Source organism: Amycolatopsis sp. NPDC051102 (assembly GCF_040682815.1).
Taxonomy (GTDB): domain Bacteria; phylum Actinomycetota; class Actinomycetes; order Mycobacteriales; family Pseudonocardiaceae; genus Amycolatopsis.
Genome location: NZ_JBFBBT010000003.1, coordinates 46680 through 64014 on the forward strand (window position 1 = coordinate 46680; position 17335 = coordinate 64014).

A 17335-nucleotide genomic window follows, 5' to 3' on the forward strand; every position below is an offset into this window, starting at 1 on the left:
GTGTCAGGCATTCTGCACCGCCCAAGTTCGTTAGGGTCGGATACAAGATCTCAAGCATCTGAAACGACAGCGGCGGCCGTCAGCACCGGGCCGCTGCCGGCGAAAAGGCAGGCAGACGTGACGCAGCACACGCCCGAGGCGCGGACCGGCACCGCAGGGCTCACCCTCACCGACTCGGTGTTCGAGCGGTTGCTCCAGGAGCGCATCGTCGTCCTCGGTTCCGAGGTCAACGACGAGATCGCCAACCGGATCACCGCGCAGCTGTTGCTGCTCGACGCGGACGACGCCGAGTCCGACATCCGCTTCTACATCAACTCGCCGGGTGGTTCGGTCACCGCCGGGTTCGCCATCTACGACACCATGCAGCTGATCCGCCCGGACGTCGCGACCTACGCGATGGGCATGGCGGCCTCGATGGGGCAGTTCCTGCTCTCCTCGGGCACGCCCGGCAAGCGCTACGCGCTGCCGCACGCGCGCATCCTGATGCACCAGCCGTCGGCCGGGGTCGGCGGCACGGCGTCGGACATCGCGATCCAGGCGGACCTGTTCAACAAGTGGAAGCGCGAGCTGGCGCAGATCACCGCGGACCAGACCGGCCAGACGGTCGAGCAGATCATCAAGGACGGCGACCGCGACCGCTGGTTCACCGCGCAGGAGGCGAAGGACTACGGCTTCGTGGACCACGTCCTCACCGCCGACATCGCCCGTCCGGGCTCCCGCTGAGCCCGCAGCACCAAGGAGACTTTCGATGAGCAACTTCAGGCTCCCGGGTGATGACTTCCGGGCTCCGAACATCCCCCAGTCGCGGTACATCCTGCCCTCCTACGTCGAGCGCACCAGCTACGGCGTCAAGGAGTCGAACCCGTACAACAAGCTGTACGAAGAGCGGGTCATCTTCCTCGGCGTGCAGGTGGACGACGCGTCGGCCAACGACGTGATGGCCCAGCTGCTGCACCTCGAGCACGAGGACCCGGACCGCGACATCCTGATCTACATCAACTCGCCGGGTGGCTCGTTCACCTCGCTGATGGCGATCTACGACACGATGCAGTTCGTCCGCCCGGACATCCAGACCTACTGCCTCGGCCAGGCCGCCTCGGCCGCCGCGGTGCTGCTGGCGGCCGGCACGCCGGGCAAGCGCTACGCGCTGCCCAACTCGCGTGTGCTGATCCACCAGCCGGCCACCGAGGGCACCTACGGGCAGGTCTCCGACCTGGAGATCCAGGCGAACGAGATCCAGCGGGTGCGGCGCCAGATGGAGGTCATCCTGGCCAAGCACACGAACAAGGATCCGGACCAGATCAAGACCGACATCGAGCGGGACAAGATTCTGACCGCCGACGAGGCCAAGGCGTACGGCATCATCGACGAGGTGCTGCCGTACCGTAAGGCGTCGGCTCTGTAGATCCGCCAGGCCGGTGTGTGTCGAGAAGACGACACACACCGGCATCCTGGTTTAGGGTCGTCCTCTGACGTGCTGCCGAAGCTCGTGGGTGTTCCCGCCCGCGGCATCGGACGGGTACCGTCAGTGGCAATGCGTGAGGCTCCGCCCGGTCCGTGCGACCGGCCGGGTCGCACCGTCGCAACACACGTCAGGCGCGGAAACCCGCGCCGGAGGGGACGAGGTCAACGGCCATGGCACGGATCGGTGACGGCGGAGACCTGCTGAAGTGTTCTTTCTGCGGGAAGAGCCAGAAGCAGGTGAAGAAGCTCATTGCCGGCCCCGGGGTCTACATCTGCGATGAGTGCATCGACCTCTGCAACGAGATCATCGAGGAGGAGCTGGCCGAGGCCGGCGACGTCAAACTCGACGAGCTGCCCAAGCCCGCCGACATCCACGAGTTCCTCGAGCAGTACATCATCGGGCAGGAAGACGCCAAGCGGACCCTCGCGGTAGCGGTCTACAACCACTACAAGCGGATCCAGGCGGACGACAAGGCCGGGCCGAAGGACTCCAAGGAGGAGTCGGTCGAGCTCGCCAAGTCGAACATCCTGATGCTCGGCCCCACCGGGTGCGGCAAGACCTACCTGGCGCAGACGCTCGCGAAGCTGCTGAACGTGCCGTTCGCCATCGCGGACGCCACGGCGCTGACCGAGGCGGGCTACGTCGGCGAAGACGTCGAGAACATCCTGCTCAAGCTCATCCAGGCGGCGGACTACGACGTCAAGCGGGCCGAGACCGGGATCATCTACATCGACGAGGTCGACAAGATCGCCCGCAAGAGCGAGAACCCCTCGATCACCCGGGACGTCTCGGGCGAGGGCGTGCAGCAGGCGCTGCTGAAGATCCTGGAGGGCACGACCGCCTCGGTTCCGCCGCAGGGCGGCCGCAAGCACCCGCACCAGGAGTTCATCCAGATCGACACGACGAACGTGCTGTTCATCGTGGCCGGCGCGTTCGCCGGGCTGGAGAAGATCATCAACGAGCGGGTCGGCAAGCGCGGCCTCGGCTTCGGCGCGGAGATCCGCACCAAGTCCGAGATCGAGGAGAGCGACGTCTTCTCGGACACCATGCCCGAGGACCTGATCAAGTTCGGGCTGATCCCGGAGTTCATCGGCCGCCTCCCGGTCGTGGCGACGGTGAACCACCTGGACAAGGACTCGCTGGTCAACATCCTGACCCAGCCGCGCAACGCCCTGGTGAAGCAGTACAAGAAGCTCTTCGAGATGGACAACGTCGAGCTCGAGTTCACCAAGACCGCGCTCGACGCCATCGCCGACCAGGCGGTCCTGCGCGGGACCGGTGCCCGCGGCCTGCGCGCCATCATGGAAGAAGTGCTCCAGCCGGTGATGTACGACATCCCGAGCCGCGACGACGTGGCGAAGGTGGTCATCACCGAGCAGACCGTCCGGGAGAACGTGAACCCGACGATCGTCGCCCGGCAGCCGACGCGGCGCGCGCGCAGCGAGCGCGGCGAGAAGTCGGCCTGAGGCCGGGCGTCTCCGGGCCACCCGGCCCGGAGACCCGACAGGAAAGCTGAATGACTGCTGACTCTCTCCCGGGTTCCGGGGCCGTGGCGGGTGGTGGCGTGCAGGCGCCCCCACCGCCGGCCCCGGTACCCGATGAGCCCGCTCCGGCCGGGCCGGTTCTCGGGTTCCGCGAGCTGAGCGAACGCGTGATCGCGTCCGTGTTCGAGCGGTACCCGTGGCTGAATCGCGTGCTGATGGGCATGCTGGCCGTGTTCACCGGCACCTGCGTCGTGGCCGTGGTGGCCCGGCTGTCGCCGTTGCCGCTGATCCCGGTCCCGCTGTTCGTCGTCGCGGGTTACGCGCTGCGGCAGGCCCGCGGTGTCAGCGCCCGGCGTCAGCTGTTCAACTGGGTGCTGCTGTTCGCCCTGGCGACGATCGTGGGATTTTGGCTGATTTCGGTCGTCGGCCGCTGGGTGGAGTGAATTCCCGACGTCCGTAGGGTTTCGGCCCGGTGGCGGTGGGGTATGTCAGTCCCGTGGTAGATGCCCTCAGACCGTTCCGGCATCCCGCACTCTTCTACCGTGGTGACACTGAGTATCTGGACGGTGTCATTCCGTTCCTCCTCGAAGGTCTCGACCGGGGTGAGCCCGCGGCTGTCGCCGTTCCCGGGCGCAACCTGCTGCTGATCGAGAAGGCTCTGGAAGACCGGGCGAACGAGGTCCGGCTGATCGACATGCAACGGGCGGGCCGCAACCCCGGCGCGATCCTGCCTTCGGTGCTGCACGCCTTCGCCGGCGCGCACGCGGGCCCGGTGCGCATCGTGGGGGAGCCGATCTGGGCCGGCCGCTCGGACTCGGAGTACCCGGCGTGCGTGGTGCACGAAGCCCTGATCAACAACGCCTTCGCGGGACGTGACCTGGCGGTGCTCTGCCCGTACGACGTCGGGGAGCTGCCGCCGCCGGTCTTGGCCGACGCCGAGCGGACCCACCCGGAGCTGTGGGGCTTGGCCGGGCCGTTCGTCAGCTCCCGCTTCGACCCCGACGGCGTGCGCGCGGACTTCACGCGTCCGCTCTACCCGCCGTCGGGCGCGGTCGAGCGTGGGTTCGACCTCGGCCAGCTGGCGTCGTTGCGCGGCTTCGCGGAGATCTGGGCCGCCCGGCACGGCCTGCGCCGGCCCCGCCGTGACGACTTCGCGCTGGCGATCGCCGAGCTGACCACGAACAGCGTGCTCTACGGCGGCGGCACCGGCGTCCTGCGGCTGTGGGCGGAGCCGGCCCAGGTGGTCGGCGAGGTGACCGACGCGGGCACGATCGCCGAGCCGCTGGCCGGCCGCGTCCCGCCCGCGGCGACCACCCTGGGCGGCCGCGGCCTGCTGCTGGTGAACCGCCTGGCCGACCTGGTCCGCACGTACTGGATCCCGGGCCGCACGACCACCCGCATCCACTTCGCCCGCTGACGTACCCGGACGCGAGCCGGACCGGTCAGTCGGCGCGGGGGACGTGCTTGCCGAGGAAGCTGACCAGGCTCGGCACCACCGTCCGGTTGAACGGGTCGCCGTGCTTGCCGTGGGCGGTGTGGGCGACCGCCGGGCGGGCCGCGTCGATGTAGCGGCGGACGCCGGTGATGAACGGGTCCTCCGTGCCGCACCAGATGCCGTTGGCCACGCTCTTGGTCTCGTCGATGTGCCGCAGCGGGTCCAGTGCGGTCCAGTCCTGGATGCCGGTGAAGATGTGGCGCTTGGCCATCTCCGGCCACGACGTGATCAGCGCCGGGGCCAGCGTCGCGACGGCGGCGGGCGGCTGGCGCCGCTCGACCCGGCGGCGCGTGTACACCAGCGCGCCGAACCCGCCCATCGACACGCCCGTGCAGGCGAACGGCTGGCCGGTCGGGCCGGCGAAGCCGCGGGCCCGCAGCCACTGCGGGACCTCCTCCAGCAGCATCGCCATCGGGTCGTCGCCGGGGTGCACCTCGTGCCAGTAGTTGTCGCCGCCGTCGACGGCCACGAAGCCGAACGCCGGGACCGCCTTGCGGGCGACGTCGCTGGCCAGCTGCTTGAGCGTGCCGGTCGGGACCGCGCTGCGGGCATTGCCGTGCAGGCCGTGCAGCATCAGCGACATCGGCAGCCCCTTGGGCGGGGTCTTCGACGGCAGGATGAACACCAGGTCGACCATCCGGCCGCGGGCGGCGGAATAGACGCGCTCGACGCGCGTGCTGCCCAGCTGGGTCGTCGGGTTCGACGACGTCACGCCCAGCGTCCGCTGCAGGGCCTGGCTGAACGGCAGCTTGCCGGTCGCCGTGCCGGCGGCCAGCCCCGTCACGGCCAGCCCGGACGCGCCCGCAATCAGCACCGATCGGCGGCTCAGCCACCGCCGGGCGCCCTGGACCGCCTCCGCGACCGTCCCGGCCGGGTCCGCGTCCCCGTTTTGCTCGTTCACCCTGTCTCCATCCCCCTGCCCCCGTAATCAGAGACGCCGCGCAGCCGCTGCGCGTTCCCTCGCGTCCCTGTTCACCGGGTCAATCGTTACCACCCTGCCCGGTGTTTCCGGTCCTCGCTCGCCAAGCCGCTTTCGCCGCTTCGGCCGAGGCCCGGGCCTGGTCCACAGTGTCCCCGAGACCCACCGCCATGGTGATCCCGAGGGGGAGCAAAATGTGGTCTATGCCCTGTTCGCCGGGGCCGAAGTGGCCGGACGCCTCCAGCGTGACGAAGCCGTGCAGCGCGCTCCACAGCTGGGCGGCGGCCTGGTACTCGTCCGCGGGCCGGAACCGGCCGGCCCGGATTGCCCGTTCGGTGGCCCGGACGATGTGGGCGAACGCCTCCAGCCCCTCCTGAGCGGCCTCGCGGCCTTCCGCGGTGGTCAGGTCGGACAGCGTCGCCCGCTTGCCGCCGGGGGCGGACTGGCCGAAGGCCACCGCGAACAGCTGCGGCTGCTCGGCGACCGCCTGCCGGTAGGTGCGGGCCAGGCTGAAGATGTCCGCCACCGGGTCGTCGGTCTCGCCGACCCCGGCCAGCCACTCCGACAGGCGCAGGAACCCGGCCCGCGCGACTTCGTCGACCAGCGCGGCCATGCCGCCGAAGTGCGTGTACACCGCCATCGTCGAGACGCCGACCTCCGCCGCCAGCTTGCGGGCCTGCAGGGCTTCGGGACCGCTCTCGTCGAGCAGCCGGATGGCGGCCTCGACGAGCCGGTCCTTGACGTCGGTCGCGCGCGGTTTGGGGCTCATGCTTGCCAGTATCCCATAACCCTGTTATACCTGGTTCTATAACCGAGTTATAGAAACCGTGGAGGGGTCACATGGGCAACAAGTTCCTCGAAGGAAACTTCGCTCCGGTCAGCCGGGAACACACGATCACCGACCTCGCCGTCACCGGGCGGATCCCGGACTTCCTCGACGGCCGCTACCTGCGCAACGGCCCCAACCCGCTGTCCGAGGTGGATCCGGCGGCCTACCACTGGTTCATGGGCGACGGCATGGTCCACGGCGTGCGCCTGCGCGACGGGAAGGCCGAGTGGTACCGCAACCGGTGGGTCCGCAACCCCGCCGTCGCGGCGACCCTGAACGGCGAGGACGCGAGCCGGTTCTGCGGGCTGGACGCGCTCGGCGCCAACACCAACGTCATCGGCCACGGCGGCAAGACGCTCGCCCTGGTCGAGGCGGGCGCGCCGATCTACGAGCTGACCGACGAGCTCGACACCGTCGGCCGCTGCGACTTCGACGGCACGCTGCCCGGCGGTTACACCGCCCACCCCAAGCGCGACCCGCGCACCGGCGAGCTGCACGCCGTCTCGTACTTCTTCGGCATGGGCCACCAGGTCCAGTACTCGGTGATCGACACGGCCGGCCGCGTCCGCCGCACGGTCGACGTCGAGGTCACCGGGTCGCCGATGATGCACGACTTCTCGCTGACCGAGCGGCACGTCGTCTTCTATGACCTGCCGGTGACGTTCAACGCCGAGATGGCGGTCGCCGCGAGCGTGCCGGGTGTGCTGCGCGCGCCGGCGAAGCTGGTGGTGTCGGCCATGGTCGGCAAGGTCCGCGTGCCCGACCCGGTGACCGCGATGATGGCCCGCAAGATCGGCGCGAACGGCGGCCTGCCCTACCGCTGGAACCCGAAGTACCCGGCCCGGATCGGCGTCATGCCGCGCGAGGGCGGCTCCGGCGACGTCCGCTGGTTCGAGGTCGAGCCGTGCTACGTCTTCCACCCGCTCAACGCCTACGACGACGGCGACAGCATCGTGCTCGACGTCGTGCGCCACCCGAAGATGTTCGACACCGAGCTGCACGGCCCGGACGAGGGCGGCCCGACGCTGGACCGCTGGACCGTCGACCTGGCCGGGGGCAAGGTGCTGGAGGAGCGGCTCGACGACCGCGGCCAGGAGTTCCCGCGCGTCGACGAGCGCCTGGTCGGCCGCCGTCACCGCTACGGCTACGCGATGTCGGCCGACGACGGCGCCCAGCCCGGCGGCTCGCTGTACAAGCACGACTTCCGGACGGGCGAGCGGGCTGAGCGCGCGTTCGGTGCGGGACGGCAGCCCGGCGAGTTCGTGTTCGTGCCCTGCCACGACGACGCGGCGGAGGACGACGGCGTCCTGATGGGCTTCGTGTACGACCCGGCCACCCAGCGCAGCGACCTGACGATCCTGGACGCGGGCACGCTGGAGACGGTGGCGGCGGTCCACCTGCCCGACCGCGTGCCGAACGGCTTCCACGGCAACTGGGTCGCCTCGGCCTCGTGAGTGGTAAGGCGAGTTCTAACGCGCCTTACCACTCACGACCGCCGGCGCCGAGCTACGTCAGGATGCGGTGGTCGCCGGTGTAGAGGTTCATCGAGTCGCCGCGCAGGAAGCCGACGAGCGTCATGCCGTTCTCCTCGGCCAGTTCCACCGCCAGTGACGACGGCGCGGACACCGCGGCCAGCAGGCCGATCCCGGCCATCGCGGCCTTCTGGACCAGCTCGAACGACGCGCGCCCGGACACCAGCAGGCCGTACCCCGGTGCCGGCACCCGTCCTTCCAGGACCGCCCAGCCGAGGACCTTGTCGACCGCGTTGTGCCGGCCGACGTCCTCGCGGACGACGCCGAGGCCGCCGTCCGGGGTGAACAGGGCCGCCGCGTGGAGGCCGCCGGTGCTGGCGAAGACCTTCTGCCGGGCGCGCAGGGCGTCCGGCAGGGCCGACAACGTCTCGCTCTTCACCGCGAAGGCGGCCTCGGCGGGGGAGAAGCGGGTGCGGAGCTTGACCGCGTCGAGCGCCGCCTTGCCGCAGACGCCGCACGACGAGGTGGTGTAGAAGTTGCGCTCGACGCCGGTGTCCGGTGGCGGCACGCCGTCGGCCAGCGCGATGTCCAGCACGTTGTAGGTGTTGCGGCCCTGGTCGTCGACGCCGTCGCAGTAGCGGGCGACCGCGATGTCCTCGCGGCCGCCGATGACGCCTTCGGACAGCAGGAAGCCGTGGGCGAGTTCGACGTCGTGGCCGGGGGTGCGCATGGTCACCGCCAGCGCCTTGCCGCCGACCCGCAGCTCCAAGGGCTCTTCGGCCGCGAGTGCGTCGAGGCGGCGCCGGTCCCCGGCCGCGGAGATCCGCCGCACCGGCCTGCGCACGGTCACCCTGCCCATCGGCACACCTTTCCCTGCCCGGAAGTTTGACAGTCGCATAGTGCAACACCGGGTATTTAGTAATACATTCCCACCATCACCCCCACTCTAGGAGAGGGATCCGATGGCTCTCGGCTTCCTGGACCGTTCCCGGATCGTGGCACCCCCTGGCTGGACGCGCTGGCTGGTGCCGCCGGCGGCCCTGTCGGTACACCTGTCGATCGGGCAGGCCTACGCGTGGAGCGTCTTCAAGACCCCGCTCGAAAAGGCGATGCACCTGAACGGCACGCAGAGCTCGCTGCCGTTCCAGCTCGGCATCGTCATGCTCGGGCTGTCCGCCGCGTTCGGCGGCACCCTCGTCGAGCGCAACGGGCCGCGCTGGGCGATGTTCGTGTCGATGTGCTGTTTCGCCAGCGGATTCCTCATTTCCGCCCTCGGTGTGGCGACCGGGCAGTTCTGGCTGGTCGTGCTCGGCTACGGCGGGGTCGGCGGCGTCGGGCTCGGCATCGGCTACATCTCGCCGGTGTCGACGCTGATCAAGTGGTTCCCGGACCGGCCGGGCATGGCCACCGGGATCGCGATCATGGGCTTCGGCGGCGGCGCGCTGATCGCCTCGCCGTGGTCGTCGTCGATGCTGGGCACCACGCCGACCACAGGCACCATCGCGACGGCGTTCCTGGTCCACGGGATCGTCTACGCGGTGTTCATGTCGATGGGCTGGCTGCTCGTGCGGGTGCCGGCCGACGACTGGAAACCGGCGGGCTGGGAGCCGAAGACCGATCACGGCAAGGCGATGATCAGCACGGCGAACGTCTCGGCCGCCAACGCGATCAAGACGCCGCAGTTCTGGTGCCTGTGGGTGGTCCTGTGCTTCAACGTCACCGCGGGCATCGGGATCCTGGAGAAGGCGTCCCCGATGATCGTCGACTTCTTCAAGAATACGTCGACGCCGGTCGGTACGGCCGCGGCGGCAGGGTTCGTCGCGCTGCTGTCGCTGTGCAACATGCTCGGCCGGTTCGTCTGGTCGTCCACTTCGGACCTGGTGGGGCGCAAGAACATCTACCGCACCTACCTCGGCGTCGGCGCGCTGCTGTACCTGGTGATCGCGCTGACGCAGAACTCGTCGAAGCTCGTGTTCATCCTGTGCGCGATGGTGATCCTGTCGTTCTACGGCGGCGGGTTCGCGACCGTCCCGGCGTACCTGAAGGACCTCTTCGGCACCTACCAGGTCGGCGCGATCCACGGCAGGCTGCTCACCGCGTGGTCGGTGGCCGGCGTGCTCGGCCCGCTGATCGTCAACCGGATCGCCGACAGCGAGAAGGCGGCGGGCAAGTCCGGCCCCGACCTGTACACGACGTCGTTCTACATCATGATCGGCCTGCTCGTGGTCGGCTTCGTGGCCAACGAACTGGTGCGGCCGGTCAAGGAGAAGTTCCACGAGCCGGTCCCCGCGGCCGTGAGGAGTGAGGCGTGATGACCGAACCGTCGGCGCGGCCCAACCGGATGCCGCTGATCGTGCTGGCCTGGGCGTGGGTGGTGATCCCGTTCGGGTACGGGGTCTACCAGCTGTTCCTGAAGCTGGTGCAGTTGTTCGGGTGAGCCGCGGAGTCCTGGTCACCGGCGCGTCCCGTGGTATCGGACGCGCCGTGGCCGTCGCGTTCGCGGCGCGCGGCGACCGCGTAGCTGTCCACTATGGACACCGGGTCGCCGACGCCGAGGAGACGCTGGAAGCGCTTCCCTGCGGAGGGCACGTGCTGGTCAGCGGCGATCTCGCCGATCCCGAGGCCGCGCGGCGGATCGCCGACGCGGCCGAGGCCGGGCTAGGCGGGGTGGACGTGCTGGTCAACAACGCCGCGGTCGCGACGTCGCCGGAAACCGCGCACCCGGTCGGCGCGGTGTCCTATGCGGACTGGCAGCGGATCTGGCGGCGCACCCTCGACGTCAACCTCGTGGGTGCGGCGAACCTGAGTTACTGCGTCGCCCGCCACCTGATCGGGCGCGGCGCGCCCGGCCGGATCGTCAACATCGGGTCGCGCGGGGCCTTCAAGGGCGAGCCGGACCACCCGGCGTACGGGGCGAGCAAGGCCGCGCTGCACGCGTTCGGCCAGTCGCTCGCCGTCTCGCTGGCGCCCCACGGGATTGCCGTCACGTCGGTGGTGCCCGGCTTCACCGCCACCGAGCGCGTGGCGGACCGGATCGACGACGCCCTGCGCGCGCAGAGCCCGTTCGGCCGGGTCGGGACGCCCGAAGAGGTCGCGGCGGCGGTGGTGTACCTGGCTTCCGCGGAAGCGACCTGGGCCTCCGGCGCGATCCTCGACCTCAACGGAGCCTCGCACCTGCGGATGTGACTCCGGTCACCCGTGCAGCGGAGCCCGGCGCCCGCGCGTCGAGAGGGCGTGCATGTTCTGGGCAAGATCGCCGTCGCCGGGCTGGCCCTGGTCGTCTTCGGCGGCACGGCGTACGGCTACGCGAACCTCCACGCCCTCGACGAGGTGACGCGGGACAGCGTCATCGACGCGGACGGCGGCACGCGGCCGGGCGAACAGCCGGCCGACGGCTCGCTCGACATCCTGCTGGTCGGCCGGGACTCCCGCGCCGACCAGCAGGGCAATCCGCTGCCGCCGGAGGTGCTGCGCGAACTGCGGGTGGGCGCCAACGGCGACGACCTCACCGACACCCTGATCGTGCTGCGCATCCCGAACGGCACCAAGGAAGTGAAAGCGTTCTCCATCCCGCGGGACAGCTACGTGTCGATGCCGGGCGGCGGCAAGGACAAGATCAACGCCGCTTTCGGGCGCGGGAAGGCCGCGGAAGCCCGGCGGCTGCGCAACGCGGGCGAAACCGACAAGGCGAAGATCAACCAGGGCGCGCTCACCGCGGGGCGGCGGGCGACGCGGCAGGCCGTCGAGGACCTCACCGGGGTGAAGATCGACCACTTCGCCGAGGTCAACCTGCTCAGCTTCTACGAGATCAGCAAGGCCGTCGGCGGCGTCGACGTCTGCCTCAAGGAAGCCACCAAGGACAAGAACTCGGGCGCGGACTTCCAGGCCGGGCCGCAACGCGTTTCCGGCGCCGACGCGCTCGCGTTCGTCCGCCAGCGTGACGGCCTCCCGGGCACCGACCTCGCCCGCGTCCGGCGGCAGCAGGTGTTCCTCGCCGGGCTGGCGCGGCAGGTCCTGTCGGCGGGCACGCTGGGCGACCCGGGGAAGCTTTCGGACCTGATCGACGCCGTGAAGCGCTCGGTCGTGCTGGACGACTCGTGGAACCTGCTCGACTTCGTCGCGCAGATGCGCGGGGTCAGCGGCGGCGGCATCCAGTTCGGGACGATCCCGGTCGAGAACGTCGACTACCGGTACGACCCGGCCGACCGCCGGCTGACGGCGGTGCAGGTCGACCCGGCCGCGGTGAAGGCCTTCGCGGCGAGCCTGATCGGGACCCCGCCGCCGGCGCCGTCCACCCGGCCGGGCGCCCCGGTCACCGTCGACATCGCCAACGCCGGCCCGAAGGAGGGGCTCGCCGCCCGCGTGGCCGGCGTCCTGAAGGACAAGGGCTTCACCCCCGGGCCGACCCGCAACACCGACACCCGGCGGACGTCGCTGGTCCGGTTCGGCCCCGGCCTGGCCGAGCGCGGCGCCGAGGTGGCGAAGCTGCTCGGCGGCCTGGCGACGCAGCAGTCCGCGGCGGTCCCGGCCGGGCACATCGAGGTCATCCTCGGCTCGGTGTACTCCGGGCCCGGCGCGGCCGGTGGCGGCGGTGCCCCCGCCGGCGACGAGCAGATCACCTCCGACGGGGTCGTCTGCGTTTTTTGATCGTCCTCGGGTAACCGGATTTCGACTGATTCTGTGAAATGCGCCCGGAATTCCCGCGGGCGCCGCGGCCCCGCCGTGCCACCGGACCACGGTGGACCACCCGGGTCGGTGGTCTTGACGCTGCCGCACTGGTGAGGCAGGGTGCGGTGACCGTCGGCGGGCAGGACCACGTGACGGCCCGAGAAGTTCACCCGATCGGTGAAGCGAGTCGGAAAGTCAATTTCAGAGAATACGGAAAGTCCGGGATTTATGCGCAGCAGCTTCGCCCGCGGCCGATGGATCTTGCCGGTCCTCGCCGTGCTTTGTGCCGGGTGCCAGTCGGCGTCCGCTTCGGTCCACTACCCCGGCGCGATCGACGCCTGCCGGCTGCCCGGCGCCAACTTGCAGGCGCAGCTCGCGCCCGGAACCGTGGAAATCCCGGCCGGCTCGCTCAAGACCGCCGAGACCAAGGTCATCCCGGAGGACCAGCCCGGCGACGGCACCGACGTCACCGGCTGCAAGCGCGTGTTCGCCCGTGACCTCGGCGGCGGGAAGGCCGACCCGCAGGACTACCGGGTCGTGACGATCGCCGTGGTCCGGTTCACCGGTTCCGACGCCGAGCAGGGCGCCACGAAGGCGAGCCAGCTGATGACTGACGCGCTCGGCGACCACTCCGGCGTCCGGCTCGTCACCGGGGTCGGCGACGAGGCCGGCTTCTCCGAGCAGTGGGCCGCCGTGCGCACCGGCAACGTTGTGCTGGGGGTGGCCATCGCCGACGGCGGCACCGAGGCCGCGCTGATCGCGCCCGCGACGCTGGACAACGTCCAAGCCGCGGTGACGGACATGACCAGCACCCTGCAGCGGAGCTTTCAGGGCTGAGGCTCGGCCCGGACCGGTTCGAGCCGCACCACGATCGCCTTCGACACCGGCGTGTTCGACTTGTCCGCGACCGAGTCCAGCGGCACCAGCGCGTTCGCCTCCGGGAAGTACGCCGCCGCGCAGCCGCGCGCGGTCGGGTACGCCACGATCCGGAACACCGGCGCGCGCCGGTCGCCGTCGCGCCACTCGGAGACCAGGTCGACCACGGCGCCGTCCGCGAGACCGAGCTCGGCCAGGTCGTCCGGGTGCACCAGCACGACCCGGCGGGCGTTCTCGATGCCGCGGTAGCGGTCCGAGAGGCCGTAGATCGTGGTGTTGTACTGGTCGTGGCTGCGCAGGGTCTGCAGCAGCAGCCGGCCGCCGGGCACCTGCGGGTACTCCAGGCCGGACACGGTGAAGTTGCCCTTGCCGTTGGCGGTGCCGGTGAACTCGCGGGAGTCGCGCGGGGCGTGCGGCAGCACGAAGCCGTCCGGCTCGCGGACGCGGCGGTTGTAGTCCTGGCAGCCCGGCACGACCCGCGAGATCCGGTCGCGGATCAGGTCGTAGTCGGTCTCGAACGTCCGCCACGGCACGGCGTGCCCCGCGCCGAACAGCGTTTCCGCCAGCCGGCAGACGATCGCGACCTCGGACAGCAGGTGTTCGCTCGCCGGCTTCAGGCGCCCGCGCGAAGTGTGGACCTGCGACATCGAGTCCTCGACCGTGACGAACTGCTCGCCGCTCGCCTGGACGTCCCGCTCGGTGCGCCCGAGCGTCGGCAGGATCAGCGCGGTACGGCCGTGCACGACGTGCGAGCGGTTCAGCTTCGTCGACACGTGCACGGTCAGCGAGCACGAGCTCAGCGCCTTCTCGGTCAGCTCCGAGTCCGGCGTGGCCGACGCGAAGTTGCCGCCGACGGCGAAGAACACCTTGCCGCGGCCGTCGCGCATCGCCCGGATCGCGTCGACGGTGTCGAAGCCGTGCGCGCGGGGGACCTCGATGCCGAACTCGGCGTCGAGGGCGTCGAGGAACGACTGCGGCATCTTCTCCCAGATGCCCATCGTCCGGTCCCCCTGGACGTTCGAGTGCCCGCGCACCGGGCACAGGCCGGCGCCGGGCTTGCCGATCATCCCGCGCATCAGGGCCAGGTTCGCGATCTCGGAGATCGTCGGGACCGCGTGCTTGTGCTGGGTGAGCCCCATCGCCCAGCAGTAGATCGTCCGCTCGGAGGAGGCGATCATCCGCGCGATGCGCTCGATCTGCTCGCGCGGCAGCCCGGTCGCGCGCCCGACCGCCGCCCAGTCGATTTCCCGCAGGTGCTCGGCGTAGTCGTCGAAGCCCTCGGTGACCCGGTCGACGAACTCGCGGTCGACGATCGCGCCCGGCGCTTCGGCGTCCCAGGCCAGCAGCAGGTGCCCGACCGCCTGGAACAGCGCCAGGTCGCCGCCGAGGCGGATCTGGGCGAACTCGTCGGCCAGCGGCGTGCCCTTGCCGACGACGCCGCGGACGTTCTGCGGGTTCTTGAACCGCATCAGCCCGGCCTCGGGCAGCGGGTTCACGGCGATGATCTGCGCGCCGCGGACCTTGGCTTCCTCCAGCGCCGAGAGCATCCGCGGGTGGTTGGTGCCCGGGTTCTGCCCGACGACGACGATCAGGTCGGCCCGGTGGATGTCGGCGAGGCTCACCGAGCCCTTGCCGACACCGGTGGTGGCCGACAGCGCCGCGCCCGAGGATTCGTGGCACATGTTGGAGCAGTCGGGCAGGTTGTTGGTGCCGAAGGAGCGCACCAGCAGCTGGTAGAGGAACGCGGCCTCGTTGCTGGTGCGGCCGGAGGTGTAGAAGATCGCCTCGTCCGGGTCGGTCAGCGCCTTCAGCTCGCCGGCGACCAGCTCGAACGCGTCGTCCCAGGAGATCGGCTCGTAGTGCGTCGCGCCCTCGCGCAGCACGAACGGCTCGGTGACGCGGCCCTGCTGGCCCAGCCAGTAGTCCGTCTTGGTCTTCAGGTCCCGGACCGGGTGGTGCGCGAAGAACTCGCGGTCCACCCGCCGTTTCGTGGCTTCCTCGGCGACGGCCTTGGCGCCGTTTTCGCAGAACTCGGCCGGCTTCCGCTTCTCGCCGTCGACCTCGCGGGGTTCCGGCCACGCGCAGCCGGGGCAGTCGAAGCCCTCGCGCTGGTTCAGCAGCCGCAGCGCCTTGATGGTCCGCCCGGTGCCCATCTGCTCGACGCTGCGCGCGAGCGACACGGCGACGCCGGGGATCCCGGCCGCCCACCCCTTCGGCTTGCCCACCTCGAGGCGGGTTTCGTCCACGTCCTGCGCCGGCGCTTCACGGGTCATGCGTTCATCGTGCGCCTCGATGATCGTCGGGCGCCACGAGGGTCACGCCTTTCCGGCGCGCAGTCCCCGGTCGGCGACGGTGACGAGCAGCAGGAGCCCGCTGATGACGACGAGCGCGACGGCCAGCCGGTGCAGGCCCGCAGAGTCCGCGTGCGGGCCGTAGCAGAGCGCGATGAGCGTCGAGGCCACGATCGCGCCGAGGTACTGGGCGGTCCGGAACAGGCCGCTCGCGGTGCCCATCTGCTCGGACGGCGCCTCGCGGTAGAGCGTCGTCTGGTTCGCGACGCTGGTCAGGCCCTGGGCCAAGCCGAACAACGCGGCCAGCGCGAGCAGCGCGCCGGCCCAGGTGCCGTCGTGGACGAGCAGCAGCAGGGCCGAGCCGCCGACCAGGGCCACCGCGACGATGACCAGCCGCGCCTTGATCCCCGACGCGCGTCCGGAGAAGGCCGCGGCGCAGACGGCGGTGCCGGACATCGGCAGCAGCATCAGCCCGGCAGCCTCCTCGGACAGCTGCCGCGCGGTCTCCAGCCACTGGACGTAGCCGAACATGACCGCGTAGATGGCCATGAAGCTGAGCGCCTGCCGCAGGTACGTCCGCAGGATCGCCCGGTTGGCCGCGAGCATCCGCAGGTCGAGGAAGGGCGTGTCGCGCCGCAGTTCGACGAGGGTGAAGGCGGTCCCGAAGGCGGCGACGACGGCGAGCAGCCAGACCTCGGTGCCGGGGTCCATCAGGAAGAACAGGAGCGCGAGCAGGGTCGCGGAGAACAGCGCGATGCCGAGCACGTCGATCCGGGTGGCGGTGCGTGCGCCGCGCTCGTCCTTCGGCACCCACAGCAGCGCCAGCACCAGCGACAGCCCGGCGAGCGGGATGTTCACCGCGAAGATCGCGGGCCAGCCGAAGAGGCCGATCAGCACGCCGCCCAGGGTGGGGCCGATCACCATCACCGTCTGCGCGGACATCGACAGCACCGACAGCACGCGTGCGGGCACGCCTTGGCCGTGCGCTTCGGCGTGGTGGCGCAGCACGGCCATCGCGGCCGGGAACCCGGCGCACGTGCCCAGGCCGAGCACGACGCGCACGCCGGTCAGCCAGCCGACGGAGAGGGGGATCATGCCCGCGATCCCGGCCACGATGACGAGGCTCGCGCCGCCGAGCAGGACGCGGCGGGCGCCGTAGCGGTCCACCAGCAGCCCCACCACCGGCTGCCCGACCGCGGTGGCCAGGTAGAGCGCGGAGATGAGCCAGGCGGTCTGGCCGGGGCCGGCGCCGAAGCTCTGCCCGATCGGGACGAGCGCGACGGCGATGAGCGTGGAGTTGATCGGGTTGAGCACCGCGCCGGCCACCAGCGGGGTGACCAGGCGGGCGCCGAACTTGGCGGGAGCGGTGACGGTGCTCGTGAGGAACTCCTTCAGTGTTCGGCGACGCGCTGCAGCAGCGGCAGCACGTGGGTGACGGCGTCGAGCTCGGCGGGGGACAGCTCGTCCAGCAGGGCTTGTGCCAGCCACTCGTCGCGGTGCTGCTGGATCCCGCGCACGGTGGCGGTGCCGGCCTCGGAGAGGCTGATCACCACGCGCCGCCGGTCGGCCGGATCGGGCGTGCGGGCGAGGTAACCGAGCTCGTCGAGGACGCCGAGGGTGGCGGCCATCGACTGCTGCCGCACGTGCTCGGCGGCGGCGAGCTCGCCCTGCGTGGCCGGGCCCTCGCGGTGGAGCCGGTTGAGCACGGCGGACTGCGACGGCGTCAGGATCCCGGCGTTGTCGACCTGGCGCAGCCGCCGGTGCAGCTGCCCGACGACCCCGCGGATCCACCCGGCGCTCTCGGCCACGTGCGGAGGTACTTCGCCCATACACACA

At 70.7% G+C, this 17335-nt stretch carries 17 protein-coding genes; 11 read left to right on the forward strand and 6 right to left on the reverse strand.

Translation table 11 applies throughout. From position 1 onward, the window contains the following. Positions 1-117: 117 nt before the first annotated feature. From AB0M93_RS10560 to AB0M93_RS10580, 5 genes are all read left to right on the forward strand, one after another. Entirely contained in the window at positions 118-723 is a 606-nt protein-coding gene (locus AB0M93_RS10560) for an ATP-dependent Clp protease proteolytic subunit (protein ID WP_013228512.1), read from the forward strand. A gap of 25 nt (positions 724-748) precedes the next feature. Continuing rightward, positions 749-1405, forward strand: a complete 657-nt coding sequence (locus AB0M93_RS10565) for an ATP-dependent Clp protease proteolytic subunit (RefSeq protein ID WP_364270829.1) — start codon at positions 749-751, stop codon at positions 1403-1405. A 230-nt stretch (positions 1406-1635) separates the two neighbouring features. Further along, positions 1636-2931, forward strand: a complete 1296-nt coding sequence (clpX, locus tag AB0M93_RS10570) for an ATP-dependent Clp protease ATP-binding subunit ClpX (protein WP_364270832.1) — start codon at positions 1636-1638, stop codon at positions 2929-2931. A 50-nt stretch (positions 2932-2981) separates the two neighbouring features. Continuing rightward, positions 2982-3392, forward strand: coding sequence for a hypothetical protein (locus tag AB0M93_RS10575; RefSeq protein WP_364270835.1), 411 nt, complete (start codon positions 2982-2984; stop codon positions 3390-3392). Between the two features lie 53 nt (positions 3393-3445). Next, a complete protein-coding gene (locus tag AB0M93_RS10580) occupies positions 3446-4366 on the forward strand; it encodes a sensor histidine kinase (protein WP_364270837.1) in 921 nt (306 codons plus the stop codon). A gap of 25 nt (positions 4367-4391) precedes the next feature. On the opposite strand, the gene AB0M93_RS10585 is transcribed toward AB0M93_RS10580, so the two are convergent. Both AB0M93_RS10585 and AB0M93_RS10590 read right to left on the reverse strand, forming a co-directional pair. Continuing rightward, positions 4392-5345 (reverse strand): alpha/beta hydrolase-fold protein, encoded by a 954-nt coding sequence (locus AB0M93_RS10585; RefSeq protein WP_364270839.1) that lies wholly within the window; start codon positions 5343-5345, stop codon positions 4392-4394. 79 nt (positions 5346-5424) lie between these two features. Next, positions 5425-6132 carry a TetR/AcrR family transcriptional regulator gene (locus AB0M93_RS10590; RefSeq protein ID WP_364270842.1) on the reverse strand — a complete coding sequence of 236 codons (708 nt, stop codon included), beginning with the start codon at positions 6130-6132 and terminating at the stop codon, positions 5425-5427. 71 nt (positions 6133-6203) lie between these two features. Here AB0M93_RS10590 and AB0M93_RS10595 point away from each other — a divergent pair, with 71 nt between their 5' ends. Further along, positions 6204-7646, forward strand: a complete 1443-nt coding sequence (locus AB0M93_RS10595) for a carotenoid oxygenase family protein (RefSeq protein ID WP_364270845.1) — start codon at positions 6204-6206, stop codon at positions 7644-7646. Positions 7647-7698: 52 nt separating this feature from the next. Here AB0M93_RS10595 and fdhD read toward each other — a convergent pair whose 3' ends face one another. Continuing rightward, the gene (gene fdhD, locus AB0M93_RS10600) at positions 7699-8523 is read right to left on the reverse strand and encodes a formate dehydrogenase accessory sulfurtransferase FdhD (protein ID WP_364270848.1); all 825 of its coding nucleotides are present in this window, start codon (positions 8521-8523) and stop codon (positions 7699-7701) included. A 103-nt stretch (positions 8524-8626) separates the two neighbouring features. On the opposite strand from fdhD, the gene AB0M93_RS10605 reads away from it, so the two are divergent. The 5 genes from AB0M93_RS10605 to AB0M93_RS10625 all read left to right on the forward strand — a co-directional run bounded on the left by AB0M93_RS10605 (position 8627) and on the right by AB0M93_RS10625 (position 13169). Continuing rightward, on the forward strand, positions 8627-9976 hold the full coding sequence (locus tag AB0M93_RS10605; RefSeq protein WP_364270851.1) for an OFA family MFS transporter: 1350 nt from the start codon (positions 8627-8629) through the stop codon (positions 9974-9976). Next, on the forward strand, positions 9976-10101 hold the full coding sequence (locus AB0M93_RS10610; protein WP_364270854.1) for a hypothetical protein: 126 nt from the start codon (positions 9976-9978) through the stop codon (positions 10099-10101). The genes AB0M93_RS10605 and AB0M93_RS10610 overlap by 1 nt, the downstream gene beginning before the upstream one ends. Beyond that, positions 10098-10850 carry an SDR family oxidoreductase gene (locus AB0M93_RS10615; protein WP_364270857.1) on the forward strand — a complete coding sequence of 251 codons (753 nt, stop codon included), beginning with the start codon at positions 10098-10100 and terminating at the stop codon, positions 10848-10850. The genes AB0M93_RS10610 and AB0M93_RS10615 overlap by 4 nt, the downstream gene beginning before the upstream one ends. A gap of 48 nt (positions 10851-10898) precedes the next feature. Further along, complete coding sequence (locus AB0M93_RS10620; RefSeq protein ID WP_364270860.1) at positions 10899-12311, forward strand: LCP family protein; 1413 nt, start codon at positions 10899-10901, stop codon at positions 12309-12311. 249 nt (positions 12312-12560) lie between these two features. Further along, on the forward strand, positions 12561-13169 hold the full coding sequence (locus AB0M93_RS10625; RefSeq protein ID WP_364270863.1) for a hypothetical protein: 609 nt from the start codon (positions 12561-12563) through the stop codon (positions 13167-13169). On the opposite strand, the gene AB0M93_RS10630 is transcribed toward AB0M93_RS10625, so the two are convergent. The 3 genes from AB0M93_RS10630 to AB0M93_RS10640 all read right to left on the reverse strand — a co-directional run bounded on the left by AB0M93_RS10630 (position 13160) and on the right by AB0M93_RS10640 (position 17328). Continuing rightward, positions 13160-15481 (reverse strand): FdhF/YdeP family oxidoreductase, encoded by a 2322-nt coding sequence (locus tag AB0M93_RS10630; protein WP_364270866.1) that lies wholly within the window; start codon positions 15479-15481, stop codon positions 13160-13162. The two genes, AB0M93_RS10625 and AB0M93_RS10630, sit on opposite strands and share 10 nt — an antisense overlap. Before the next feature lie 42 nt (positions 15482-15523). Continuing rightward, a complete protein-coding gene (locus AB0M93_RS10635; protein ID WP_364270869.1) occupies positions 15524-16825 on the reverse strand; it encodes an MFS transporter in 1302 nt (433 codons plus the stop codon). A 65-nt stretch (positions 16826-16890) separates the two neighbouring features. Beyond that, positions 16891-17328, reverse strand: a complete 438-nt coding sequence (locus AB0M93_RS10640; protein ID WP_364270871.1) for a MarR family transcriptional regulator — start codon at positions 17326-17328, stop codon at positions 16891-16893. Positions 17329-17335 lie beyond the last annotated feature (7 nt).